Raw genomic sequence first — 3,518 nt, forward strand, 5'->3', positions numbered from 1 at the left:
GCTCCTACTCAGCTCCGGCGCGGGCCCTGGCCGAACCTGGACCGGCAACGCTTATGCCTTCAATGGCTCTTCTGAGTGAGTGCATCGCCGAGTGTCTGAAGGGGCACAGAAATCCCAATGCCTCGCGAACCAAAGCATAGCTGTGCGAACGCTTGGTAAGATCTCTGTTGGTGCCAACACCGCCTTCAGCGAAGCCTTCCTTTCGCTCTTCAGATCGCCAAGTGTAGTTTTAGTCGGAGCCGGGCCTCTCCGAGGGCAATGACAAGAGATGCCACCCCGGGAAGTTCCGTCAGAACGGTCGCTCCGTTAGTGACGACGGCCGTCGTGCGGCGACCACCGAAGTATGGTCTACGAACAAAGCGAGGGCCAAGCGCAAACTGGTGAAACGACAGATGTACGGCCGCGGCAAGTTGGATCTGCTAAGGGCCGTTAGTCGGCGCTGTAAAGAAATGTCACCGAGAGTGGGTCAAAGCCCCCGTGGTAAGCGCTCGCCGGGCGGAACTGGTCAGGGTTGCGCAGTCCGCTAGTCTAGCGTGGCGAAGCGACGAGCGCAGGAAATGGTTTGCGCGCAGCTCAGGTGCATCGAGCGCCTAACGCCTCCTAGATCTTTCCGCGTCCGGTCCTCTGAGGCTTCCCGGTAGTGTGCTGAGAGTTCTGCAAATTCGCTGAGAGGGGGCGGTCATGGCAGGCTGGTGATGTTCAACGTCACCTGATTCCCGCGAAGGAACGCCACCATGACCCAAGACTGAAAGTAAGACCGCCAGCGCCGCCGTCAAAGACATTCTGCTTTCGGACCCGCAAGGTCTGCACGAAGTGATCCGGGCGGTGATGCAGGAGGTGCTCGAGGCCGAGATGGACGAGGCTCTGGGTGCTTCGAAAGGCGAGCGCACACCGGAGCGGCTCGGCTATCGCTCGGGTTATTATGGCCGCACTCTTGTCACCCGTGTCGGCAAGCTTGAGCTGCGAGTTCCGCAGGACCGGGCCGGCCGCTTCTCCACCGAGCTTTTCGAGCGTTACCAGCGTTCGGAGCGGGCCTTGGTGGCCACGCTTGCGGAGATGTATGTGCAGGGCGTGTCGACCCGCAAGGTCAAGGCGATCACGGAAGAACTGTGCGGTCATGCCTTCTCGGCCTCGTCCATCTCGGCCATCAACAAACGCCTGGACGAGAGCCTGAAAGCGTTTGCCGAGCGCCCGCTTCAAGAGCCTTTTGCCTACCTCATCCTCGATGCTCGCTACGAGAAGGTGCGCGAAGCCGGCATCGTCATGAACCAGGCGGTGCTGATCGCGGTTGGCATCGACTGGGACGGCCGGCGTCAGATCCTGGCCGTGGAGATGGCCAATCGTGAGAGCCGCTCGGCCTGGAGGGACTTTCTCGTGGCTTGAAGGCGCGCGGCCTCAAGGGCGTCGAGCTGGTCGTGTCAGACGATCATGCCGGCCTGGTCGCGGCGATCGGCGAGGTGATCCCGGAAGCGGCATGGCAGCGCTGCTACGTGCACTTCCTCAGGAACGTGCTCGATCACCTGCCGAGAAAGCATGGCGACGATTGCCTGCAGGAACTGCGCTGGCTCTACGACCGGCGCGATCTCGCCGAGGCCAAGGCCGATCTCGCCGCATGGCTTTCCAAATGGTCGGCCCGCTACCCACGACTGACGACATGGGTGGAGGAGACCATCGAGTACACGCTGACCTTCTTTCGTCTGCCACGCCAGCACCACAAGCATCTCAAGAGCACCAACATGCTTGAACGGCTCAACGAGGAAATCCGGCGCCGCACCTATATCGTGCGCATCTTTCCAAACTCACAGAGCTGCCTACGCCTCGTCAGGGCGCTGGCCGTCGAAACCAACGAAAACTGGATGGAGGCCTGCGCGAGCACAAGAAGCTCACTCTGCGCCAAGCCGCATGACCAGCACCATGGCCGCCCCTTTTTGCAGAACTTGACGCACACAACCGGCTTCCGCATCCGAGCGCCGCGGCTGGCCATGGTCACACCTCATACGCATGGTGTATGCAGCTGAGGCGGCGCGCGGTGCATGCGTCATGTCCGGATGTCGAGAAATAGCACGCCGCAGAAACTCAAATTCTGCTAATCGAACGTTCAAAGGACGTCGAAAAAAGGGGAAGCGTAGAGATGTGGTTCTGCAAAAATGCGGCCCAATGTCGTCGGACAGAAATGCCCAGTTTGGCTATTGAAGCCAAGAAGAACGCAAAAGCCGATGCAGCCTACGACGCGGTACTTCAATTGCTCTACAGCAAATCCCACATGCCGGGGCAGCATCTCAGCGATAAAGAGCTAGCGTCCGACCTCAACATCGGCCGGACTCCTATACGCGAAGCACTTATCCGACTTGCAGCGGAAGGGAAGATCGTGTCCTTTCCTCAAAGGGGCTACTTTACGAGACCTCTGGTCGAGTGGGTTCTATTGGACTCGTATGTGGTGGCGCGCGAAACACTTACCTTCGCCCTAACTCGTACACGGACTCACCCTCTCGACCGAACCGCCCCCTCTGGTGAGTTATCTCCAACGGAGCTCGCTCTTCGAGCGGAAGAAATATTCACTGACATAGCTCTGGGGGCATGTAATTGCGAAATCTGCCATATCATCGACAAGTTCTGTTTCTGCTCTCATGCCCTTCGCATGGAAATAACCGCGTCTGAGCTTTCCCCGGCTTTTCGAACCAGTCTTGCAAGGCTAACTGACGCAATGCCTCAGCTCGGCAAGACTACGAGCGCAGTGGCATCCGCATTGACTAACCACCTTGATGTAGAACAGCGCGCAGTGTCGCGCGCTTTGCAAAATATGAGCAGGAGACAGCTGGCAAACTTCACGTTTACAAAGAAGTATTGGTGAGCGATTTTCGCCGACATCAGCCGAGTAGCTGAGCCATTCGGCTTGGGCCGTCGCAGGAGGGCTGCGGGTCCCGTGCGATATGATGCTGGAGGCGGTCAAGACACGCTTCGGATCGACGAGGGTGCCTCATCCGATCGAGACCTGTCGGAAAATGGCACCCCTACACCGGCAAGGAACACGCGCCTTCGCCTCTGCGCTGACCGCGTTACTTGCTCCACGCCCGTGAAGCGCCCCACTCCAGCGACGTGTCGGAAGCCTGGGTCAAAACCTTCAAGCGTGATTGCGTTCGCATCACTCCTTGCATGATCACACATGGTTCTCCGCCAGATCGCCCGGTGGGATGACTACAACGAGATACATCCTCACTGAGCGCTCAGAATACGATCCCGGGAGAGGTCATTCTGACACAAACCCACTAGCCGGAGTGTTCGCGAAAGGGGCTACTAACATTGGACGCCGGCCCTCGGTCCGGCGAGTGCTTCAACCAATTACGGAAGCTCGGGGTGCTCCCAGCTCGCCAAGGTTGGCTGATTATCTGGCCCGCGGCTTTGGCGGGATGATATTCCTGCGCATCCGCGCTGCGCTTTTTATCTTTTAAATGGTGCCGGTACGAGAGGCTGAAAAAGCAACCTCGCGTTGTCACTTCCGGTACTAAAATATCTCAGAT

1 protein-coding gene and 1 pseudogene are annotated in these 3,518 nt (G+C 58.7%); both read left to right on the forward strand.

Annotated features, from left to right (window positions below):
* The first annotated feature begins 780 nt into the window (after positions 1-780).
* A pseudogene (locus EN742_RS28330) lies at positions 781-1,906 on the forward strand (IS256 family transposase).
* 225 nt (positions 1,907-2,131) lie between these two features.
* Positions 2,132-2,851 carry a GntR family transcriptional regulator gene (locus EN742_RS28335; protein WP_029354792.1) on the forward strand — a complete coding sequence of 240 codons (720 nt, stop codon included), beginning with the start codon at positions 2,132-2,134 and terminating at the stop codon, positions 2,849-2,851.
* Positions 2,852-3,518: the final 667 nt, after the last annotated feature.

Source organism: Mesorhizobium sp. M4A.F.Ca.ET.020.02.1.1 (assembly GCF_004022645.1).
In the GTDB taxonomy this organism is placed as follows: domain Bacteria; phylum Pseudomonadota; class Alphaproteobacteria; order Rhizobiales; family Rhizobiaceae; genus Mesorhizobium.